This window comes from Emticicia agri, from assembly GCF_004168285.1.
GTDB lineage: Bacteria > Bacteroidota > Bacteroidia > Cytophagales > Spirosomataceae > Emticicia > Emticicia agri.
Genome location: NZ_SEWF01000034.1, coordinates 19,332 through 38,014 on the forward strand (window position 1 = coordinate 19,332; position 18,683 = coordinate 38,014).

Genomic DNA, 18,683 nt, shown 5'->3' on the forward strand with positions numbered 1-18,683 from the left:
TCAGAGATGTGTATGTTATTACATTATCGCTTCAATACTTCTTCAATCTGTACATTCAAAATTCCTTTTTCTTCAAGAGAATCTGCTCTTGTTTTCTCAATTTTTCCGTATTTATCAATAATGGCATAGCTTGGGTAGGAGGTACTTTTTATTTTTTTCATGATTTCCTTGGTCAACTCTTCTGACGCAAAAATATGATTCCCTTCCAGTTTATAAAAAGCTATCAACTGTTTCCATTTTTCTTCATTGTCATAATTGGTTATGTACAGAAAAGTCAGGCCTTTATTTTTATACTGTTTTTTCAAATCAGCCGCATATAAACTTATCTCTTCTCTACAAGGTCTGCACCAACTTCCCCACATATCCAGAAATACAGTTTGCCCTTTGAAATGCGTCAGAATCTCATCCCAGTTTTTCATGGTTAAAAAGACTGTTCTTTTATTGAGTGTCCTTTCCGTATTTGAAATAGCTTCTTCGATAGGCTTCTTGAAATATTCATTGAATTTGCTACGGGGATACTGATTCCTGAAGTCGCTATAAATAGCCTCTACGTTTGTAAAGTCTTTGTTTCTAATCATTGAGTCAAACAGAAAAGCATACATCTGCTCTTTTACTTTACCTTCAAAGTACCTTTCAATGATTTTTTGTTTTAATTGATTACTGAAATCCTTTCGCATGGCTGTTTCTGCTTTCAGGCTATCACCACCATACCATTCTTTATAAAATTCGTGTTCACGATTCAGGTAATCATCATAGGCATCAATGTATTTTGTATTAAGAAACAGACTGATATAAGCATGGTAGGAAGGAGCAACCAAAGCCTTTTCATCAGACAAGGGTGCTTCTTTTTGTAAACTGTTAAATACATTCTGCCAGTATTGTCTGTTGTTTTTCAAGCCTTCTTTCTGGCTACTATTCAAATCGTCGTAGGTATAATATAATGATGATTGACGGGCATATTTCAGATGATAATTCCAGAATTCTATAAAATCATCGGAAGGCTTTTGTACAGTTATCACTGAATCGATGATTCGCTTATCTTTTTCATAAAACTGATTAACAATTGTAGCTATTCTGTCTGGTAAAGAGTCCTGTTTAGTTTGTCCATAATTATAAAACAGAGATATGCCTTTTAATTGATTATTGTTTGCTCCGGTGCCACTAATGGAAAGTAGCTTATCCTCATTTTCAGTAATGAGTAGTTTATCTCCTTTGGTAATAAAGAAAAACTGCTCGAAGAGTTTCCTGTTTCGTAAACTATCTTTGATTGAAATACTGATAATTTCTTTGTCAGCAACGTCTATATTCAAAACAAAATCTCCGGTTGGACTAATAAATTTCTCAATAAAAGGCTTTTGCGGGTCATCATTTTCCAGACGTTTTGTTGGCTGCTCAATAGTAAGTATCCCTCTTTTCATAGAAGGAATTTTGCCCGAGATAGTAGTTTTTTGTCCGAAAGCGTTGTAAAATGTCACGAAGCACAACAAAATAACGAAATAGGTTTTCATACTGTTAAGACTGAAAATGGGTGGATACTGAAATACTCTTAGTGTCTTAAAAGTACGTAATTTTCTTTTTCTACATTTATCTGGGCTAAGTTATTCGCTAATAAACTTATTTAAGGTTTATCAGGTCGCCAATTTAAAGAATAGTGCAAAATAAGCTGACTGTTTTACTTGGTAAAAACAATGTTGTCCGGCTTATCTGCTTAGTTGTGCTATCTTTTCTCTGGCGCTTGCTAAAGTGCCATCAATCTGTAAGGCCTTTTCATAATAATATAAAGCTTTCTTTTGATCTCCGGCTATCAGATACGCCTCTGCCAGACTATCAAAAGTATTGGCCTCTTGTAGATATACGTTGGTGTTGAATTCTAATACGGCAATGGCTTCTTTATAACGCTTTTGCCCCAGCAGTACGTAGCCATAAGCATTGAGTTCGCTTGAATTTCGGAGTAAAGATTTTATTTCGACACTTGCATGCTGTAATTCTCTGGCAATCTGCTTGGTAGCATAATTATAAACGATATGTGCTACTGTGGCCTGTGCCTTATAGGCTGGTTGATAAGGTTGATGTGTGAGGATTTTAGCTAAATCGTGCTCCAATGACTCCACAGGGCGCTCAATAATTCTACCGATTTCTTTACCTTTCTCTATGATAATAAAGGTAGGCACTCTGAAAATATTCCAGTTGACTTCTTCATGCGAAGGGCTTTGCTTGTAGCGTTCCGGCGCATTATCTACCATTATGAATCGGAGTTTGCTGTTAGGTACTTCTGCTTTTTCAAGAACTTTCAGGAAACGAGGCAGGTTTTGCTGGGTGTCTCCGCACCAGGTGGCACCAAAAATCAATACTTCTATGTCTTTCAGGTCTGTTTTGAGAGATTGTGTGGATATAGTATCGACGGCATATTCCTGATAGTATTTATCATACCATCGGTTATAGGGGAAACGCATAAAAGCTACCTTGGAACAAGGCCCTGCAAGCATGGTATTGCCACGGGCATCGAGGCTTTCCTGATTAATAAAAGGGCTTGAGTTTTGCGCAAAAGTGGCAAAACTCAAGCACAACAAAAGTAAAGTGTAATGCTTTTTCATAAAGATGTATTTTGTAAAACGAAGCTCAAAAGTAGCCTTATTACGTATAGGGAGGTGTTAAGGATTTCCTAACGATTTGTGAATATTTGTTAATGGGGGCTAACAACTATTGGCAGATGAATTTACTGGATGAAATGGCTGATTAATTCACTTGCTAATTATCCTCTTTATCAATTGTTTTTTGTGAAATATTATCGATAATCATATATATTGCGAGGATACTATCGTTTAGCATAGTAATTTTGATTGGTCGTGATTACCACTACCATATAACCCTATTTTATTTGTCCCATGTGGTCTGGAGGAATCCTGCATACCATTAACGGGGAAATTATAAACCTTCCAAAAACGATGAGATTTATTTCAATACTTTTTTTAACGCTTTTTGCAATTAGCAATAGTAGATGTACCGCACAAATTGCATCAGCAAAACAAAGTACATCCAGTAAGTCAGGAATTATTACAGGTGCCGACCAGACCGAAAAATATTTACCTTATCTGAAAGGAAAACGAATTGGTATGGTAGCCAATCAGAGTTCTATCATAGGCAAGAAAAGCAGTGTGGATAGCTTATTGAGCCTTGGCATTAACATTGTAAAAGTGTTTGGGCCTGAGCATGGTTTCAGAGGTAATGCCAGCAATGGCGCTGCGGTGAGCAATGAGATAGACGCTAAAACCGGTATCCCGATAATCTCTTTATATGGCAAAAACCAGAAACCAACCAAAGAACAACTGGCAGATGTTGACTTGATGGTCTTTGATATTCAGGATGTAGGTTGTCGCTATTATACCAATATTAATACACTTGAGTATATCATGGAAGCCTGCGCAGAAAACAATAAAGAACTGCTGATTCTTGACAGACCTAACCCAAACGCCTATGTAGTAGATGGGCCTGTAATGACTGATGATAAATTTAAGTCTGCTATAGGAATCCATTATACACCTATGACTCATGGCATGACTATCGGTGAATTTGCACAATACCTGAACGGCGAAGGTTACCTGAAAGAACCATGTAAACTCAATATTATAAAAGTTGCCAATTATAGTCATGATATGTCTTACGTATTACCGATAAATCCGTCACCGAATTTGAATACACAGCAAGCGGTAATGCTTTTTCCGAGCTTATGTATGTTTGAAGGAACGGCTATCAACGAAGGTCGGGGAACTTATATGCCATTTACTATATTGGGAGCACCCAAACTGAAAGACAAGTATTCATTCTCTTACAAACCCGTAGGTATTCCCGGCATGAGTGAGAGACCTAATCATAAAGATTCTGTTTGTTATGGTCTTGACCTTCGGAATTATGATGTTAACCAACTTCGGAAGAGTCGCCAGATTAACTTAAAGTGGTTAATTGAATTATACAATGCTTATCCGGATAAGGCTAAGTTTTTCACTCCCGGAAGACCGGGTCAGGATATATCAGCTTTTGATTTGCGCATAGGTACAGACCAATTAAGAAAACAGATTATAGCAGGCGTATCGGAAGAAGAAATCAGAAAAAGCTGGGAGCCTGAATTATCAAAGTTTAAAGCTATACGGGCTAAGTATTTGTTGTATGCTGATTGATTAATTTTGCATAGAATATCTCCGTTATTTCGGCATGTCAGCGACTGAAACGGTCCGCCGTGCGGTCGCCATCTAAATTAACAAAGCGGACGCCGCGCGGGACTATTTTTGTACACTAACCCGACTAAAGTCGAAAGTCGGGCTTATTATTATGTAAGCCGGACTTAAGTCCGGCGATGTAAATAAAAGCCACCCAATTCTATTGGGTGAACACGGGGTGTCGTGGATGGGCAACAGTAACCACCTAACCCCCTCACTACAAACAAAATAATCAAAAAACTTTTTTGATTTATGATTGCATGAATCAAAAAAAGCTGTACCTTTGCACCTCAATTGAAAACGGAGTACCCCTCATTTGGTTAAATGAAGTCCCGACTCATTCGGGAAACCAGTTTAACTTTGACTGTAACATCCTACGACCAACGTCGTAATATAACTCAGAACAGTCTCCGAAAGCTATGAATTTTACAGGAATCACTGCAAGGTAACAAGGAATCGTCCTGCACCTTTAGTTTTTTTTGACCTTACCGAAGCGAATTATTCGCAACGGTTTGCAGTGTAATGAACAAGTTGGCAGTGGCTAACCTCTGGAAATAGTAAATAATTTTTTGACCGATGTTTGTTTTCGTGCATAATTTTTCGGAATTTTGCACCCCCGTTCGAGTGCCGAATGCAAATGCGGCAGAAGAAGAAGCAAAATAGGTTATAATAGCAAAATAAAGCGTAAAATACCATGTCTGGAATTATCGGAAAGAAAGTTGGAATGACAACTATCTTCAACGCAGAAGGTCAAGCAGTACCTTGCACATTGATAGAGGCAGGTCCTTGTGTTGTAACTCAGGTTCGTACTGAAGAAAAAGATGGCTACAAAGCTATCCAGTTAGGCTACGGCGACAAGAAAGAAAAAAACACAAGCCGTCCGTTAGTAGGTCATTTCAAAAAAGCAGGCACAACGCCTAAACGTAAATTAGTTGAGTTTAAAGAGTTTGAAAAAGAATACAGCCTTGGCGATACTATTCGTATTGAAGATGTTTTTGCAGAAGGTGATTTCTTGGATGCAAGCGGAAACTCAAAAGGTCGTGGTTTCCAAGGGGTTGTAAAACGCCACGGATTCAGCGGTGTTGGTGGTCAGACCCACGGTCAGCACAATAGAGGACGTCACCCGGGTTCAATCGGTGCATGTTCATTCCCATCAAGAGTATTCAAAGGTATTCGTATGGCAGGTCGTATGGGTAACACACGTACTACTGTACAAAACCTTAAAGTATTGAAAGTATTGACTGAGCAAAATTTGATCGTTATCAGCGGTTCAATCCCTGGTGCGAAAAACTCATACATTACTTTACATAAATAAAAACACCCCCAGCCCCTAAAGGGGAGTGTTTAGAGTACATGTTTTAAAAGCTCCCTTTAGGGCGGGGGGCGTTTAGGTCGAAACCGGACGACATCGAAAAAATACGGCAAGCAAAATGGAATTATCAGTATTCAGTAAAGACGGAAAAGAATTAGGTCGTAAGGCTACATTAGCTGACGACATTTTCGGAATTGAGCCAAACGAACACGTGGTTTACCTTGATGTAAAACACTATCTGGCTAATCAGCGTCAGGGTACGCACAAAGCAAAACAAAGAGCCGAAATTGCACGTTCAACCAAGAAAATTGTTCGTCAGAAAGGTTCAGGAGGTGCGCGTCATGGTTCAACCAAAGCACCAACTTTTGTAGGTGGTGGTCGTGTATTCGGACCTACTCCACGTGATTACGATTTCAAATTGAATAAAAAAGTAAAAGTATTAGCTCGTAAATCGGTTCTATCTGCCAGAGCTAAAGAAAATAACATCTCAGTTATTGAAGACTTTACTTTTGACTCTCCAAAAACAAAATCTTACTTAGCATTTTTGGGTGCATTGTCATTAAGTGGTAGCAAAACACTTTTCATTTTGCCTGCTCATGATGCCAATGTGTATTTATCAGCTCGTAACATTCCTAAAACTAAAGTTTTGAGTGCTGACGAAGTAAGTACTTATGACTTAATCAATGCTGATAAGTTAATCATTAGCGAAGGTGCTTTGTCGAAAATAGAATCAATATTGAACTAAGAAGCTGCCAGCAGCTTTGCTAATAAATTAAGAAAATGAGTGTACTTAAAAGACCAATCGTCACCGAAAAATCACAAAAAGCTACCGCTAAAGGTAAGTTTGTGTTTGAGGTAGCTATCGATGCGAACAAAATCGAAATTGCAAAAGCTGTCGAAAAGATGTATGGTGTATCAGTTACTGATGTAAACACTATCCGTCAAATCGGTAAAAAGAAATCAAGAATGACTCGTAGCAGAGCTTCTTCAGGCGTTACGTCTACTTTCAAAAAAGCAGTAGTTACTTTGAAAGAGGGCGAAATGATTGATTTCTACGAAAATTTATAAGAATCGGTTCTGTGAGTTTTCTCACAAATCATTCCATCATTAAATTTCAAGTATAGCCTGTTAGGGCTGCAAAAGATTAAGTAAAAATGGGTATCAAGAAATTAAAACCAATCACCCCGGGTCAACGTCATCGTGTAGCTCCCGATTTCTCTGAGATTACTGCAAGTAAACCTGAGAAAAGCTTAACTACTACGATTAAGAAATCTGGTGGTCGTAATAATGAAGGACATCGCACAGCCCGTTATATCGGTGGTGGCCACAAACGCAGATATCGTATCATTGATTTCAAAAGAAGCAAAGTAGATGTTTCTGCTGAAGTAAAAACAATCGAGTACGATCCAAACCGTTCAGCACGTATCGCATTGGTACAATATACTGACGGCGAAAAAGCATATATCATTGCTCCACAAGGCCTTAAAGTAGGTCAGACAATCATCTCAGGTAAAACAGTTGCGCCTGAAATCGGTAACTCACTTCCATTAGGAAATATGCCGCTTGGTACAATTGTTCATAACATTGAGTTACACCCTGGCAAAGGTGCACAAATGGCACGTAGCGCAGGAACTTACGCTCAGGTATTGGCCAAAGATGGTAAATATGTAACCTTGAAAATGCCATCAGGCGAAATGAGAATGGTATTGGCTACTTGTATTGCTACAGTAGGTACCGTATCAAACGCCGACCATATGAACGTAACTTACGGTAAAGCTGGTCGTAAACGTTGGTTAGGTGTTCGTCCACGTGTAAGAGGTGTGGCAATGAACCCGGTTGATCACCCGATGGGTGGTGGTGAAGGCCGTGCTTCAGGAGGTCATCCACGTTCACGCAATGGCTTATTAGCTAAAGGCAAGAAAACACGTGACAAAACTAAGCCATCAACCAAGCTAATCGTTTCAAGAAGAAGTAAATAATCATCATAAAGGATATATAAGTATTTATGGCACGCTCACTAAAAAAAGGACCATATATTGATTACCGCCTTGACAAAAAAGTTGTTGACATGAACAACTCAGGCAAAAAATCAGTCATCAAAACATGGTCGCGTCGCTCAATGATTTCTCCGGATTTCATTGGACATACTTTCGCAGTACATAACGGAAACAAATTTATTCCGGTTTATGTAACTGATAACATGGTAGGTCACAAACTGGGTGAATTTTCTCCGACTCGTAACTTCCGTGGTCACATAGCAAAGAAAGATAAAGGAAAAAGATAATAATTGTACATTTGTAAAAAATGGAAGCAGTAGCAAAATTAAGTGATTATCCTACCTCGCCACGTAAGGCAAGACTGGTTGCAGACCTGATCAGAGGTAAAAAGGTAAGTTATGCGTTAGGTATCCTGAGTTTTCAGCCTCAACACGCATCACCTGTTATCAAGAAGGTCTTGTTATCAGCAGTTGCTAACTGGCAACAAAGAAACGAAGACCAGAAAATTGAAGATGCCGAATTAGTAGTGAAATCAATTTTCGTTGACGGTGGACGTATGATCAAACGTTTAAGACCAGCCCCTCAGGGCCGTGCTTACAGAGTACGTAAACGTTCGCATCACCTTACTATTGTAGTTGATAGTGCAGTTTAATCATTCATAAGCGAACGATATACTACTCGTATCGCATCAAATTACTACGACGTTGAAGTCGTAAAATCAAGAATTAAAAACTAATGGGACAAAAAGTAAATCCTGTCAGTCTTAGACTTGGATATATCAGAGGATGGGAATCTAACTGGTATGGTGGTAAAACATTTGCCGAAAAACTTGTCGAAGACCAAGAAATCCGTAAATACGTTGCAGCACGTATTCCAAAAGGAGCGATATCGAAAGTAGTTATCGAGCGTACCTTAAAACGTATCACCCTTACTATTCATACAGCCCGCCCAGGTGTGGTTATCGGAAAAGGTGGTAATGAGGTTGATAAGATTAAAGAAGAGTTGAAAAAACTGACCGGCAAAGACGTTCAGATCAACATCTACGAAATCAAACGCCCAGAGTTAGATGCCAAACTAATCGGTGAGTCTATTGCTCAACAATTAGAGGCTCGTATCTCTTACCGTCGTGCCATGAAACAAGCCATTCAGGCGGCTGTTCGTGTAGGTGCACAAGGTATCAAAGTAAAATTAGGTGGTCGTCTGGCTGGAGCTGAGATGGCACGTAATGAAATGTATAAAGAAGGACGTATCCCGCTTCATACACTTCGTGCTGATATTGATTATGCAGTATCAGAAGCCCTTACAGTATACGGTAAAATCGGTATTAAAGTATGGGTATTCAAAGGCGAAGTATTTGGCAAGCGTGATTTAACTCCTGCTGGTGGTGCGCAATCTCAAGGTAACGAAAGAGGCGGCGAAGGCGGTGGACAAGACCGTGGACGTGGCGGACGTGACGATAACAGAGGCGGCGGACGTGACAACAGAGGCGGTGGACGTGATAACAGAGGCGGAGACAACAGAGGTGGTGGAGATCGCAACAACCGTGGCGGCAACAACCGTGGTGGTGGCCCAAACAATCGTGGTGGCAACAACAACAATAATAGAGGTAATAATAATAGAAGATAAGAAGTTTTGAGTTTCAGGTTCGTAGGTTTCCTTGCTGGAAATTCATCCCTGAAACTTACGAATCTTAAAACTTGAAACGAAGCACAGCAGTGCTGAAAATATAATAGCGTCATGTTACAACCAAGAAGAACCAAATTCCGTAAGCAGCAAAAAGGCAGGATCAAAGGTCTCGCAACACGTGGACACGAGATTGCTTTCGGAACATTCGCTATCAAATCTTTAGAGCCGGGTCGTATCACTGCTCGTCAGATTGAGGCAGCTCGTATCGGGGTTACCCGTGCAATGAAACGTGAAGGTCAGGTATGGATTCGTATCTTCCCTGATAAACCTATCACTAAAAAGCCACTCGAAGTACGTATGGGTAAAGGTAAAGGTGCCCCTGAGTATTGGGTAGCAAGTGTAAAACCAGGTACTATTCTTTTCGAAGCAACAGGTGTGCCATTGGCAGTTGCTACTGAAGCGCTACGTTTGGCAGCCCAAAAATTGCCGGTACAAACCAAATTTGTAGTACGTAGAGATTATCAGGAAGAAGCAGAATAATTCAACAGGCGAGAGCCTGATGAAAGTAACCTGAATGAGAACCTTTATTTTTTTACTCATTCATTCATTCAAGAACAAAATGAAAAAGTCAGAAATCCAAGCATTGTCAGTTGAGCAGTTGCAGCAAAACATCGCTGTCGAAAAAGACAGAATCAATAAATTGAAGTTTGCTCATGCTATCACGCCTATCGAAAATCCGATGCGTATCCGTCAGTCTCGCAGATTGATTGCTCAAATGTTGACAGAATTGAATGCCCGTTAATATTTAAATACCCTGTTCAACAGGACATTAAGACAAATACAATGGAAGAAAGAAATCTTAGAAAAGAGCGTATCGGAACAGTAGTTAGCAACAAGATGGATAAATCTGGTGTGGTAGCTGTAGTTCGTAAACTGAAACACCCGAAATACGGAAAGTTCATGCTCAAAACCAAGAAATTCATGTTCCATGACGAGAAAAATGAAGCTGGTATCGGTGATACCGTAAAGATTCAGGAAACTCGCCCATTGAGCAAGAATAAGAATTGGAGATTAGTAGAAATCGTAGAAAAAGCGAAGTAATTTAAAGCTAATAGCTGTTAGCCTGATAGCTAATAGCCAACAAATTAAGACAATGTTACAGCAAGAATCAAGAGCAGGTGTTGCCGATAATAGTGGAGCAAAAGAAGTGCTTGTAATCCGTGTATTGGGCGGAACAGGTAAACGTTATGCTTCTATTGGCGACAAAGTTGTCGTATCCGTAAAATCGGCCTTATCTTCGTCAAACATGAAGAAAGGAACAGTATCTAAGGCTGTTGTAGTGAGAACCACTAAAGAGGTTCGTCGCAAAGATGGTTCATACATACGTTTTGAAGACAACGCAGTAGTATTATTAAACAACCAAGACGAGCCACGTGGTACTCGTATTTTCGGACCTGTTGCACGTGAATTACGTGAGAAACAATTCATGAAAATCGTTTCTTTGGCTCCTGAAGTTCTTTAATTTGAAAGCGGACCTTCAGTGAAAACCTGAACCCCGCCATCAGGACAGACTGCCACGCAGATTTGTCTGATGCTTAACTATTCAAATTTTCAAATTTAAAAGTAATGGAAAGAAAATTCAATAAGCAAAAGAAACAACACGTACGCACAGGCGATACAGTTGAGGTTATTGCAGGTAACTCTAAAGGCAAACGTGGTAAAGTAACTGAAATTCTTGCTGAGAAACAACGTGTAGTTGTAGATGGCGTGAACATTCAGAAAAAACACGTGAAACCTTCGGCACAAAACCCGCAAGGCGAAATCCGTGAGTTTGCTGGTCCGATTCACATCAGTAACGTAATGTTGGTTGACCCTGCAACAGGCAACCCTACACGCACTGGCCGTAAAGAAAACGACAAAGGCAAATTACAACGTTTCTCTAAAGAAACCGGTAAATTTATTTAAGGTATTATCATCTGGTTGTGAAACCGGATACATACAAGAGGGTCGGAAATCCTCGTAAAAAGCGATTTAAAAAAATGGCACGTTTAAGAGAAAAATATACAACAGAAGTAGTACCGGCTTTGAAAGACAAGTTCGGATACAAGTCAGTAATGCAGGTACCTGTATTGCAAAAAATCGTAGTAAACCGTGGTGTAGGTGCTGCAACAGGCGATAAGAAATTAATCGACAGCAGCTTAGAAGAAATTACAAACATCACAGGTCAGAAAGCCGTAGCAACTCTTTCAAAGAAAGCCGTATCAAACTTCAAACTTCGTGAAAATATGCCGATTGGTGTAAAAGTAACTTTGCGTGGAGAGAAAATGTACGAATTTCTTGACCGTTTGACAGCTATTGCGCTTCCACGTGTGAGAGACTTCAAAGGTATCAGCGACAAAGGTTTTGACGGACGCGGAAATTATACCTTTGGTATTAAAGAGCAAATTATTTTCCCTGAGATTTCGATTGATAAAATCTCTAAAATTCAAGGGATGGATATAACTTTCGTAACATCGGCACCAACAGATGCAGAGGCTTACGAATTATTAAAAGCAATGGGTCTTCCATTTGCAAGCAGTGCAAAAAAATAATTAAGAGATAACAGCTTAATCATAAAGTCATACAATGGCAAAAGAATCAATAAAAGCAAGAGATAGAAAAAAAGAGGCAGCCGTAGCAAGATATGCAGCTAAACGTGCCGCTTTGAAAGAAGCCAATGATTATATCGGATTGGACAAATTACCTCGCAATGCTTCTCCGGTTAGATTACATAACCGTTGTAAACTGACAGGTCGCCCAAGAGGATATATGCGTAAATTCGGTATCAATCGTGTTACTTTCCGTGAAATGGCAGGTAAAGGTCTGATTCCGGGCGTTACTAAAGCATCTTGGTAAGATAAGTAGTATTGTTTAGGAGAATTCCTTGAATAAATGTTTTTTATTCAAGAATCATGGGTTCTGCTAAATAATATTTGCTTATATATATACTATTTATTAAAAATATTTTCTAATTTTGCAGCCCAATTGAGAAAGTCGTGCTCACGATACTGCTCAATGTTGGCTTAGGTATCCAAAATTAAACAGCAAAATGATTACAACGGATCCAATAGCAGACTTCCTTACCAGAATCAGAAATGCCATCAAGGCACGTCACAGAGTGGTAGAAATTCCTGCTTCGAACATCAAAAAAGCGATTACACAAGTACTGTACGATAAAGGTTTTATTCAAAGCTATAAATTTGAGGAAACAGCTCCGCAGGGTGTTATCAAAATTGCGTTAAAGTACAATCCAGTAACCAAACAATCGGCAATCGTAGAATTGAAACGTGTTTCTAAACCTGGTTTACGTAAATACGCAGGTACAACTGAAATTCCACGTGTATTAAATGGATTAGGTATTGCTATCGTTTCAACCTCTAAAGGTGTAATGACAGACAAAGAAGCCCGTTCATTGAAAGTAGGTGGTGAAGTATTGTGCTATATCTATTAGTAGAACGGATTGTGAATCCGTCGCTTTTATAAAGTGTAATACGTCGGAATATAGTATTTTCAATATTTAGTAGATTTCGGCTTATTAATAAAAGTACCTCTCGTTGCAGCACTGCAACATAATTAAATGAATTGTTGACCGCTCCTGATAACTCGTGCTCACGAAAGTGTCTTGAAGCCTTAAACTCAAAAAAAATGTCAAGAATTGGTAAAAAACCAGTTGCTCTTCCAAGCGGAGTAAGTATCACAGTTGATGAATTTAACGTAGTAACTGTAAAAGGCCCGAAAGGAGAACTCACTCAGAAAGTTGATTCAGATATCAAAGTAGGTGTTGAAAACAACGAATTGAAAGTTGAAAGACCAACCGAACAAAAACGCCACAAAGCATTGCATGGCTTGTATCGTTCTTTAATCAATAACATGGTTATTGGTGTAAGTACCGGATACAAAACAACGATGGAAATTGTAGGGGTAGGTTATAAAGCGTCAAACAACGGAAACGTATTAGATTTGAGCTTAGGGTTCTCTCACAACGTATATTTTGTAGTTCCGTCTGAGTTGAAAGTAACAACTGCGATGGAAAAAGGTAAAAACCCTATTGTAACCCTTGAAGGAACTGACAAACAACTGATTGGGCTGGTAGCTTCAAAAATCAAAGGTTTACGTAAAGTTGAGCCTTACAAAGGTAAAGGTATCCGTTTTGCTGGTGAAGTTGTTCGTCGTAAGGCTGGTAAAACCTCAGGTAAGAAGAAATAATCATTAGACATACAGACCCCGAAATTCGTTTCAAAGTCTTAAAATATTTACAACAATGTCAAGTGTAAAAACTGATAGAAGACAAAAAATTAAGTGGAGTATCCGTAGCAAGGTTTCAGGAACCCCTGAAAGACCACGCTTATCGGTATTCCGCTCAAATACAGCCATATACGCTCAGTTAATCGACGACACCAAAGGCGTTACTTTAGCAGCAGCCTCTACAACAGGCTTAGGTTTGAAAGGTGTGAAAGTAGATAACTCTAAAGAAGTAGGCAAGAAAATTGCCGAAATCGCTTCTGAAAAAGGAATCGAAGCTTGTGTGTTCGACCGTAACGGTTATTTGTATCATGGTAATATTAAAGCCTTGGCCGAAGGTGCCAGAGAAGGCGGTTTGAAATTCTAATCTTGCAATTCTCAATCAATGAATAAAGCAAAAGTAAACGAGGCAGAACTTAAAGAAAGAGTTGTAGCCATTAACCGTGTAGCCAAAGTGGTGAAAGGTGGTCGTCGTTTTAGTTTCTCGGCAATCGTTGTGTTAGGCGACGGTAAAGGCGTAGTAGGACAAGGCTTAGGTAAAGCAAATGAGGTAACTGATGCTATTGCAAAGGCTATTGAAGATGCAAAGAAAAACCTGGTATCTGTACCTGTTATCAACGATACTGTGCCTCACGAAATTCACGGTAAATTCTCAGGTGGTTTTGTATTTGTAAAACCTGCAGCCCCTGGTACGGGTATTATTGCCGGTGGTGCGATGCGTGCCGTATTAGAAGCAGCCGGTATCCACAATGTATTGGCGAAATCGAAAGGTTCATCAAACCCACATAACGTGGTAAAAGCTACGATTGATGCTTTGAGCCAGATGCGTGCTCCACACGCAGTTGCGTTCCAACGTAGTGTTAAAATGACTAAAGTATTTAACGGATAATAGCCCCCAGCTTTTAGCCCTATGCCCCAAGCCCCATGCTTAGGCACAAAGCTCGAAGCTCAGGCTCATAGCTAACACAATAATGGCAAAGGTAAAGATTACTCAGGTAAGAAGTACAATTGGCAGACCAGAAGTACAAAAGCGTACCATCGCTGCTTTAGGTCTTGGCAAATTGAACCGTACAGTAGAAAAAGAATTAAACCCTGCTATGCAAGGCATGATTAACAAGGTAAAACACTTGTTAGTGATTGAAGAAGCATAAGCCGATTCTTCTCTGAAGGGTACCCCCTCAAGGAGTCCTCCAGACCGAGTTATGGGTAGGCGCATAAGCCGAGTGATTCCGAAAATCGGAATTGCGTATGTTTAACCGATTAAAATAATCGAATTACAATGAAATTAAGTTCATTACAACCTGCTAAAGGTTCAGTTAAAGCAAATGATAGAGTAGGCCGTGGACATGGTTCTGGCGGTGGTGGTACTGCGAAACGTGGTCATAAAGGTGCAAAATCTCGTTCAGGTTACAGCCAGAAACGTGGTTTTGAAGGTGGTCAGATGCCATTGCAACGCCGTGTGCCTAAGTTTGGTTTCAAAAATATTAACAGAGTAGAATATAAAGCTATCAATCTTGATACTATCCAGGCTTTGTTCGACAAAACTGGTGCAGCTAACATGGATTTAGGCTTCTTATATAACAACGGTTTGACTCAGAAATCTGACCGTGTGAAAATCTTAGGTCGTGGTGAGTTGACAGCAGCGGTTGCTTTAAAAGCAAATGCTTTCTCGGCATCAGCTATTGCAGCTATCGAAAAAGCAGGTGGTTCGGCAACTGTAGATGCAACTTTTGACCCATCAGCTTCGGCAGGTGCGGTTAAAACTGCAAAACCAGCTGAAAAATTAGTAGCACAAGAAGTGGTGGCTGCTCCGGTTACAACAGAAGAAACAGCAACAGAAGCAAAACCAAAAAAAGCTAAAAAAACAGCTGAAGGAGACGATTTAAAAATAGTTGAAGGTATTGGTCCGAAGATTGCAGATTTGCTTATTAACGAAGGAATCGTTAGCTTTGCAGATTTAGCAGCGACACCTGCAGAAAGAGTGAAAGAAATTCTTGACGCAGCGGGTTCAAGTTATGCAATGCACGACCCAACTACTTGGGCACAACAAGCGGAATTAGCGCGTGATGGCAAGTGGGATGAGTTGAAAGAATTGCAGGATAAACTTAACGCAGGTAGAGCTGAGTAATTTCAACCAAAAGCCTTGTTTCTCCTAACAAAATGAACAAATTTATAACAACACTCAAGAACATCTGGTCAATCGAGGAATTGAGGAAACGTATTCTTCAGACTCTTTTGATAATCGTTATTTTTCGTGTCGGATCCCATGTAGTTTTACCGGGTGTTGATGTGGCTAAATTAAAGGATTTAACAGCCGATAACGGTCTTTTAGGTCTTTTGAATACGTTGGTCGGTGGTGCGTTCCAGAATGCTTCAATCATGGCATTGGGTATTATGCCGTACATTTCGGCTTCAATCGCTATTCAGTTATTAACATTAGCATTGCCGTATTTCAGCAAATTGCAGAAAGAAGGTGAGTCGGGTCGTAGAAAATTAAATCAGATTACGCGTTGGTTAACTATTATAGTAGCCGCAGCACAAGGATTTACCTACGTTCAGACTACTATTCCGACAGATGCAATCATGGTTAGTCAGGGCTTATTTTATATCAGCTCAGTAGTATTAATCATTGCAGGAACTATTATGTGTATGTGGATGGGTGAGCGTATGACCGAAAAAGGTATCGGAAATGGTATATCAATGATGATTATGATTGGTATCGTATCAAGACTTCCGGGTGCAATTATCGGTGAGGCAAACTCAAGAGGTGGAAGCGGTCAGATTTTATTCTTTATTATCGAAATCGTAGCTCTATTTATGGTGGTTCTGTTTGCCGTAGCTATTACACAGGCAACACGCAGAATACCGGTACAATACGCTAAACAGATTGTAGGTAATAAAGTTGTAACAGGTCAACGTCAGTATTTACCTTTAAAACTGAATATAGCAGGGGTTATGCCAATCATCTTCGGACAAGCATTAATGTTTATTCCGGGTCTGATTCTGACTTACCTTGCAGAAAGCACTAAGAGTGATAATTTCCAGAACTGGGCAATTATCATGAATAGTCCAACCTCGTGGCAGTATTGTTTAATTTATGCGGTATTAATCATTGGTTTCACATTCTTCTATACAGCTATTTCGATTAACCCTAATCAGATTGCAGATGATATGAAACGTGGTGGTGGGTTTATTCCGGGTGTAAAACCGGGTCAGCCAACCTCTGATTACATTGCCAATATCTTAGACAGAATTACGCTTCCGGGTGGTATATTATTAGCAGTAATTGCAGTTTTACCAGCCCTTGCAGGATTATTAGGAATGACTCAGAACTTTGCTTCATTCTTCGGTGGTACATCCTTGTTAATTCTGGTAGGTGTGGTTTTAGATACCTTACAACAAATTGAAAGTTACTTGTTGATGAAACGTTACGAGGGCTTGATGCAATCAGGTCGTATTCAGGGACGTCAGACCGTATCAACAGTATCTATCTAATACAGGAGGGTAATACCATGAGCAAAAAGGATAGAATCATATATTTGAAATCGGACGAGGAGTTAGAGATTATCCGAAACAATGGCCGGATTTTAGGCAAAGCTCAGGCAGAAGTAGCGAAAGCAATTGCTCCGGGTGTTACTACCAAAGAATTAGACAAAATTGCTTACGAGTACATCAAAGACCAAAAAGGGCATCCGTCTTTTTTAGGGTATGATGTAGGAGGGCTTAAATTCCCTGCTTCGCTTTGTATTTCTGTGAACGATGTGGTAGTACACGGCATACCAAGTAACAGAACACTGAAAGAGGGAGATACCGTTTCGATTGACTGTGGTGTTTACAAAGATGGGTATCATGCAGATAGTGCTTATACCTATGCTGTAGGCGAAATAGCCAAAGATGTAGCAGACCTTTTGAAACGTACTTACGAGTCGCTTTTTAAAGGGATAGAGCAGGCAAAAACAGGTAATAGAGTTGGTGATATTAGTTTTGCAGTACAAGACCACGCCGAAAAACACGGATATGGCGTAGTACGCGAACTGGTAGGACACGGCGTAGGAAAATTATTACACGAGTCTCCGGAAGTACCAAACTTTGGCAAACGTGGCAATGGCCCGAAATTGCAGGAAGGCATGGTACTGGCTATTGAACCCATGATTACGCTGGGCCGCAGAAGTGTAGTACAGGAAAACGACCAGTGGACCATACGCACCGAAGATCGCAAAGCAGCAGCACACTTTGAACATACCATAGTAGTAAGAAAAGGTGCAGGCGAAATACTAACTACTTTTGAATACATTGAAGAAGTATTAGCCAAAAAGAATTTAGTAGTAGCATAGGAGATTAGCGTAGGAAGCCAGGAATGTAAAAACATATTTTCTGCGCAGTTTAAAATATATGGCAAAACAATCAAATATCGAAGTTGACGGCATCATCACAGAAGCTCTTTCAAACGCCATGTTTCGTGTGCGTCTGGAGAATAAACATGAACTGGTTGCCCATATCTCTGGTAAAATGAGAATGAACTACATTCGTATTCTACCAGGCGATAAGGTAAGATTAGAGATGTCTCCTTACGATTTAACAAAAGCAAGAATTACTTATCGTTACAAATAAGCCCCAGGCCCCTAAAGGGGAGAGAAGGCACAATTTCGACGATTGAATTATTTATAGAAAATTCATGTTTTATCATAACCCCTAAACATGAAGACTTTCGTACAAAATTCCCCTTCAGGGGTTAGGGGTGTGTTTTACTATTATGAAAGTTAAAGCATCAGTAAAGAAGCGCAGTGCTGAATGTAAAGTTATCCGTCGTAAGGGTAAAATTTACGTTATTAACAAAAAAAATCCGAAGTTTAAACAAAGACAAGGTTAATTATCTATGAGGATTGCAGGTGTTGACATCCCAGACAAAAAAAGAGGCGAGATCGCCCTTACGTACATCTACGGTATTGGTCGTAGCGCGTCAGTAAAGATTTTAGAAAAAGCAAATATTAGCTTGGATAAAAAAGCTGGCGAGTGGAATGACGCTGAAGCGAATGCTATTCGTGGTATTATCAGTGAAGAATTCACCGTAGAAGGTCAGTTGCGTTCTGAAGTGCAGCTTGCCATAAAACGATTAATGGATATTGGTTGTTACCGTGGCGTTCGTCACCGTAAAGGTTTACCACTTCGTGGTCAACGTACCAAAAACAATTCACGTACTCGTAAAGGTAAGCGTAAGACTGTAGCAAACAAAAAGAAAGCTACTAAGTAATC

At 39.8% G+C, this 18,683-nt stretch carries 28 protein-coding genes and 1 pseudogene; 27 read left to right on the forward strand and 2 right to left on the reverse strand.

All coding sequences use genetic code 11. The annotated features are described in order from the left end of the window. Window positions 1–23: 23 nt before the first annotated feature. Complete coding sequence (locus EWM59_RS19405; protein ID WP_130022915.1) at window positions 24–1,508, reverse strand: TlpA family protein disulfide reductase; 1,485 nt, start codon at window positions 1,506–1,508, stop codon at window positions 24–26. A 192-nt stretch (window positions 1,509–1,700) separates the two neighbouring features. Then, a complete protein-coding gene (locus tag EWM59_RS19410; RefSeq protein ID WP_130022916.1) occupies window positions 1,701–2,594 on the reverse strand; it encodes a thioredoxin family protein in 894 nt (297 codons plus the stop codon). A 351-nt stretch (window positions 2,595–2,945) separates the two neighbouring features. Here EWM59_RS19410 and EWM59_RS19415 point away from each other — a divergent pair, with 351 nt between their 5' ends. From EWM59_RS19415 to rpsM, 27 genes and pseudogenes are all read left to right on the forward strand, one after another. Next, entirely contained in the window at window positions 2,946–4,175 is a 1,230-nt protein-coding gene (locus EWM59_RS19415) for an exo-beta-N-acetylmuramidase NamZ family protein (RefSeq protein ID WP_130022917.1), read from the forward strand. A gap of 733 nt (window positions 4,176–4,908) precedes the next feature. Next, window positions 4,909–5,529: a 50S ribosomal protein L3 gene (gene rplC / locus EWM59_RS19420; protein ID WP_130022918.1), complete on the forward strand. Its 621-nt coding sequence runs from the start codon at window positions 4,909–4,911 to the stop codon at window positions 5,527–5,529. Window positions 5,530–5,644: 115 nt separating this feature from the next. Next, a complete protein-coding gene (gene rplD / locus EWM59_RS19425; RefSeq protein ID WP_130022919.1) occupies window positions 5,645–6,271 on the forward strand; it encodes a 50S ribosomal protein L4 in 627 nt (208 codons plus the stop codon). Window positions 6,272–6,306: 35 nt separating this feature from the next. Then, the gene (gene rplW, locus EWM59_RS19430; RefSeq protein WP_130022920.1) at window positions 6,307–6,594 is read left to right on the forward strand and encodes a 50S ribosomal protein L23; all 288 of its coding nucleotides are present in this window, start codon (window positions 6,307–6,309) and stop codon (window positions 6,592–6,594) included. 86 nt (window positions 6,595–6,680) lie between these two features. Further along, window positions 6,681–7,505, forward strand: coding sequence for a 50S ribosomal protein L2 (rplB, locus tag EWM59_RS19435; protein ID WP_130022921.1), 825 nt, complete (start codon window positions 6,681–6,683; stop codon window positions 7,503–7,505). 26 nt (window positions 7,506–7,531) lie between these two features. Then, window positions 7,532–7,810: a 30S ribosomal protein S19 gene (gene rpsS / locus EWM59_RS19440; RefSeq protein ID WP_116982338.1), complete on the forward strand. Its 279-nt coding sequence runs from the start codon at window positions 7,532–7,534 to the stop codon at window positions 7,808–7,810. A gap of 20 nt (window positions 7,811–7,830) precedes the next feature. After that, window positions 7,831–8,175, forward strand: a complete 345-nt coding sequence (rplV, locus tag EWM59_RS19445; protein ID WP_130022922.1) for a 50S ribosomal protein L22 — start codon at window positions 7,831–7,833, stop codon at window positions 8,173–8,175. Window positions 8,176–8,258: 83 nt separating this feature from the next. Continuing rightward, window positions 8,259–9,149 (forward strand): 30S ribosomal protein S3, encoded by an 891-nt coding sequence (rpsC, locus tag EWM59_RS19450; RefSeq protein ID WP_130022923.1) that lies wholly within the window; start codon window positions 8,259–8,261, stop codon window positions 9,147–9,149. A gap of 111 nt (window positions 9,150–9,260) precedes the next feature. Continuing rightward, window positions 9,261–9,689 carry a 50S ribosomal protein L16 gene (rplP, locus tag EWM59_RS19455; protein WP_130022924.1) on the forward strand — a complete coding sequence of 143 codons (429 nt, stop codon included), beginning with the start codon at window positions 9,261–9,263 and terminating at the stop codon, window positions 9,687–9,689. A gap of 79 nt (window positions 9,690–9,768) precedes the next feature. Beyond that, window positions 9,769–9,951: a 50S ribosomal protein L29 gene (gene rpmC / locus EWM59_RS19460; protein ID WP_116982602.1), complete on the forward strand. Its 183-nt coding sequence runs from the start codon at window positions 9,769–9,771 to the stop codon at window positions 9,949–9,951. A gap of 41 nt (window positions 9,952–9,992) precedes the next feature. Continuing rightward, window positions 9,993–10,250 (forward strand): 30S ribosomal protein S17, encoded by a 258-nt coding sequence (rpsQ, locus tag EWM59_RS19465; RefSeq protein ID WP_116982342.1) that lies wholly within the window; start codon window positions 9,993–9,995, stop codon window positions 10,248–10,250. 52 nt (window positions 10,251–10,302) lie between these two features. Beyond that, window positions 10,303–10,671 (forward strand): 50S ribosomal protein L14, encoded by a 369-nt coding sequence (rplN, locus tag EWM59_RS19470; RefSeq protein ID WP_116982343.1) that lies wholly within the window; start codon window positions 10,303–10,305, stop codon window positions 10,669–10,671. Window positions 10,672–10,775: 104 nt separating this feature from the next. Further along, a complete protein-coding gene (rplX, locus tag EWM59_RS19475; protein WP_130022925.1) occupies window positions 10,776–11,114 on the forward strand; it encodes a 50S ribosomal protein L24 in 339 nt (112 codons plus the stop codon). A gap of 74 nt (window positions 11,115–11,188) precedes the next feature. Beyond that, on the forward strand, window positions 11,189–11,740 hold the full coding sequence (gene rplE, locus EWM59_RS19480; RefSeq protein ID WP_130022926.1) for a 50S ribosomal protein L5: 552 nt from the start codon (window positions 11,189–11,191) through the stop codon (window positions 11,738–11,740). Between the two features lie 34 nt (window positions 11,741–11,774). Continuing rightward, on the forward strand, window positions 11,775–12,044 hold the full coding sequence (rpsN, locus tag EWM59_RS19485) for a 30S ribosomal protein S14 (RefSeq protein WP_130022927.1): 270 nt from the start codon (window positions 11,775–11,777) through the stop codon (window positions 12,042–12,044). A 193-nt stretch (window positions 12,045–12,237) separates the two neighbouring features. Next, window positions 12,238–12,639, forward strand: coding sequence for a 30S ribosomal protein S8 (rpsH, locus tag EWM59_RS19490; RefSeq protein ID WP_207220027.1), 402 nt, complete (start codon window positions 12,238–12,240; stop codon window positions 12,637–12,639). 194 nt (window positions 12,640–12,833) lie between these two features. Next, a complete protein-coding gene (rplF, locus tag EWM59_RS19495; protein ID WP_130022928.1) occupies window positions 12,834–13,394 on the forward strand; it encodes a 50S ribosomal protein L6 in 561 nt (186 codons plus the stop codon). Between the two features lie 55 nt (window positions 13,395–13,449). Continuing rightward, on the forward strand, window positions 13,450–13,797 hold the full coding sequence (gene rplR, locus EWM59_RS19500; RefSeq protein WP_130022929.1) for a 50S ribosomal protein L18: 348 nt from the start codon (window positions 13,450–13,452) through the stop codon (window positions 13,795–13,797). A gap of 18 nt (window positions 13,798–13,815) precedes the next feature. Continuing rightward, window positions 13,816–14,319, forward strand: coding sequence for a 30S ribosomal protein S5 (gene rpsE, locus EWM59_RS19505; RefSeq protein WP_101727426.1), 504 nt, complete (start codon window positions 13,816–13,818; stop codon window positions 14,317–14,319). Window positions 14,320–14,401: 82 nt separating this feature from the next. Then, the gene (gene rpmD, locus EWM59_RS19510; RefSeq protein ID WP_130022930.1) at window positions 14,402–14,581 is read left to right on the forward strand and encodes a 50S ribosomal protein L30; all 180 of its coding nucleotides are present in this window, start codon (window positions 14,402–14,404) and stop codon (window positions 14,579–14,581) included. Window positions 14,582–14,709: 128 nt separating this feature from the next. After that, window positions 14,710–15,147: pseudogene (gene rplO, locus EWM59_RS19515) on the forward strand (50S ribosomal protein L15); the annotation flags it as partial. Window positions 15,148–15,231: 84 nt separating this feature from the next. Continuing rightward, entirely contained in the window at window positions 15,232–15,558 is a 327-nt protein-coding gene (locus tag EWM59_RS28885; protein ID WP_510186007.1) for a helix-hairpin-helix domain-containing protein, read from the forward strand. 32 nt (window positions 15,559–15,590) lie between these two features. Then, window positions 15,591–16,925: a preprotein translocase subunit SecY gene (secY, locus tag EWM59_RS19520; RefSeq protein WP_130022931.1), complete on the forward strand. Its 1,335-nt coding sequence runs from the start codon at window positions 15,591–15,593 to the stop codon at window positions 16,923–16,925. A 17-nt stretch (window positions 16,926–16,942) separates the two neighbouring features. Beyond that, a complete protein-coding gene (gene map, locus EWM59_RS19525) occupies window positions 16,943–17,764 on the forward strand; it encodes a type I methionyl aminopeptidase (protein ID WP_207220028.1) in 822 nt (273 codons plus the stop codon). Window positions 17,765–17,822: 58 nt separating this feature from the next. After that, window positions 17,823–18,041 (forward strand): translation initiation factor IF-1, encoded by a 219-nt coding sequence (gene infA / locus EWM59_RS19530; RefSeq protein ID WP_130022932.1) that lies wholly within the window; start codon window positions 17,823–17,825, stop codon window positions 18,039–18,041. Between the two features lie 142 nt (window positions 18,042–18,183). Next, entirely contained in the window at window positions 18,184–18,300 is a 117-nt protein-coding gene (gene rpmJ / locus EWM59_RS19535) for a 50S ribosomal protein L36 (protein WP_015027349.1), read from the forward strand. A gap of 6 nt (window positions 18,301–18,306) precedes the next feature. Further along, window positions 18,307–18,681, forward strand: a complete 375-nt coding sequence (gene rpsM, locus EWM59_RS19540; RefSeq protein WP_130022933.1) for a 30S ribosomal protein S13 — start codon at window positions 18,307–18,309, stop codon at window positions 18,679–18,681. Window positions 18,682–18,683 lie beyond the last annotated feature (2 nt).

Excerpts from the sequence above, each read along its gene's own strand:
- EWM59_RS19405 (WP_130022915.1), bottom strand. The coding sequence starts at position 1,508 with ATGAAAACCTATTTCGTTATTTTGTTGTGCTTCGTGACATTTTACAAC.
- EWM59_RS19410 (WP_130022916.1), bottom strand. The coding sequence starts at position 2,594 with ATGAAAAAGCATTACACTTTACTTTTGTTGTGCTTGAGTTTTGCCACT.
- EWM59_RS19415 (WP_130022917.1), top strand. The coding sequence starts at position 2,946 with ATGAGATTTATTTCAATACTTTTTTTAACGCTTTTTGCAATTAGCAAT.
- rplC (WP_130022918.1), top strand. The coding sequence starts at position 4,909 with ATGTCTGGAATTATCGGAAAGAAAGTTGGAATGACAACTATCTTCAAC.
- rplD (WP_130022919.1), top strand. The coding sequence starts at position 5,645 with ATGGAATTATCAGTATTCAGTAAAGACGGAAAAGAATTAGGTCGTAAG.
- rplW (WP_130022920.1), top strand. The coding sequence starts at position 6,307 with ATGAGTGTACTTAAAAGACCAATCGTCACCGAAAAATCACAAAAAGCT.
- rplB (WP_130022921.1), top strand. The coding sequence starts at position 6,681 with ATGGGTATCAAGAAATTAAAACCAATCACCCCGGGTCAACGTCATCGT.
- rpsS (WP_116982338.1), top strand. The coding sequence starts at position 7,532 with ATGGCACGCTCACTAAAAAAAGGACCATATATTGATTACCGCCTTGAC.
- rplV (WP_130022922.1), top strand. The coding sequence starts at position 7,831 with ATGGAAGCAGTAGCAAAATTAAGTGATTATCCTACCTCGCCACGTAAG.
- rpsC (WP_130022923.1), top strand. The coding sequence starts at position 8,259 with ATGGGACAAAAAGTAAATCCTGTCAGTCTTAGACTTGGATATATCAGA.
- rplP (WP_130022924.1), top strand. The coding sequence starts at position 9,261 with ATGTTACAACCAAGAAGAACCAAATTCCGTAAGCAGCAAAAAGGCAGG.
- rpmC (WP_116982602.1), top strand. The coding sequence starts at position 9,769 with ATGAAAAAGTCAGAAATCCAAGCATTGTCAGTTGAGCAGTTGCAGCAA.
- rpsQ (WP_116982342.1), top strand. The coding sequence starts at position 9,993 with ATGGAAGAAAGAAATCTTAGAAAAGAGCGTATCGGAACAGTAGTTAGC.
- rplN (WP_116982343.1), top strand. The coding sequence starts at position 10,303 with ATGTTACAGCAAGAATCAAGAGCAGGTGTTGCCGATAATAGTGGAGCA.
- rplX (WP_130022925.1), top strand. The coding sequence starts at position 10,776 with ATGGAAAGAAAATTCAATAAGCAAAAGAAACAACACGTACGCACAGGC.
- rplE (WP_130022926.1), top strand. The coding sequence starts at position 11,189 with ATGGCACGTTTAAGAGAAAAATATACAACAGAAGTAGTACCGGCTTTG.
- rpsN (WP_130022927.1), top strand. The coding sequence starts at position 11,775 with ATGGCAAAAGAATCAATAAAAGCAAGAGATAGAAAAAAAGAGGCAGCC.
- rpsH (WP_207220027.1), top strand. The coding sequence starts at position 12,238 with ATGATTACAACGGATCCAATAGCAGACTTCCTTACCAGAATCAGAAAT.
- rplF (WP_130022928.1), top strand. The coding sequence starts at position 12,834 with ATGTCAAGAATTGGTAAAAAACCAGTTGCTCTTCCAAGCGGAGTAAGT.
- rplR (WP_130022929.1), top strand. The coding sequence starts at position 13,450 with ATGTCAAGTGTAAAAACTGATAGAAGACAAAAAATTAAGTGGAGTATC.
- rpsE (WP_101727426.1), top strand. The coding sequence starts at position 13,816 with ATGAATAAAGCAAAAGTAAACGAGGCAGAACTTAAAGAAAGAGTTGTA.
- rpmD (WP_130022930.1), top strand. The coding sequence starts at position 14,402 with ATGGCAAAGGTAAAGATTACTCAGGTAAGAAGTACAATTGGCAGACCA.
- secY (WP_130022931.1), top strand. The coding sequence starts at position 15,591 with ATGAACAAATTTATAACAACACTCAAGAACATCTGGTCAATCGAGGAA.
- map (WP_207220028.1), top strand. The coding sequence starts at position 16,943 with ATGAGCAAAAAGGATAGAATCATATATTTGAAATCGGACGAGGAGTTA.
- infA (WP_130022932.1), top strand. The coding sequence starts at position 17,823 with ATGGCAAAACAATCAAATATCGAAGTTGACGGCATCATCACAGAAGCT.
- rpmJ (WP_015027349.1), top strand. The coding sequence starts at position 18,184 with ATGAAAGTTAAAGCATCAGTAAAGAAGCGCAGTGCTGAATGTAAAGTT.
- rpsM (WP_130022933.1), top strand. The coding sequence starts at position 18,307 with ATGAGGATTGCAGGTGTTGACATCCCAGACAAAAAAAGAGGCGAGATC.